The sequence below is a fragment of the Corynebacterium striatum ATCC 6940 genome (assembly GCF_000159135.1).
GTDB lineage: Bacteria > Actinomycetota > Actinomycetes > Mycobacteriales > Mycobacteriaceae > Corynebacterium > Corynebacterium striatum.
The window spans coordinates 1-474 of record NZ_GG667554.1; the positions used below are offsets into that span (position 1 = coordinate 1).

At 55.5% G+C, this 474-nt stretch carries 1 pseudogene; it reads right to left on the minus strand.

The annotated features are described in order from the left end of the window. Positions 1-319: pseudogene (locus tag HMPREF0308_RS12710) on the minus strand (IS21 family transposase); the annotation flags it as partial. Positions 320-474 lie beyond the last annotated feature (155 nt).

Genomic DNA, 474 nt, shown 5'->3' on the forward strand with positions numbered 1-474 from the left:
CACCTTCACCAGCAGGTGCAGCAACGTAGTCCATCCACAGCTTGTGGCGAGTGAGATGCTTGTTGTTGGCAAGGCGCTTGGCGAGCTTTTCAAAGTCTGGCTGGTCGTAGCGCTTGCGACGGGCCCCACGGTGGTCGCTGAAGTGCTCGTCGAAGAATGATGGATCCAGCTGAGCAAACGACTCCTTAGTGATGCCGTGGTCAGCGATGAGTGTCTTGACTTTGGCGATATCGCGTCTAGAACAGCCAAGCGCTGCTGCGATAGCGGAGTAGGTTGCCCCATCTAGACACAGTGCCATGATGTCTTTGAAGTTGGCCATGAAAGGCCCTCCTTAAGGTCATGAATGGTGATGACGCGCCGGCACAGGTTGTGCCCACGCCACCTATACAATGACCGAAAATGATTGACGGTACCACCTACCCGGAAACCCGGTACCAACTACGCGGATTACCGGTACCAACTACGACGAACCGG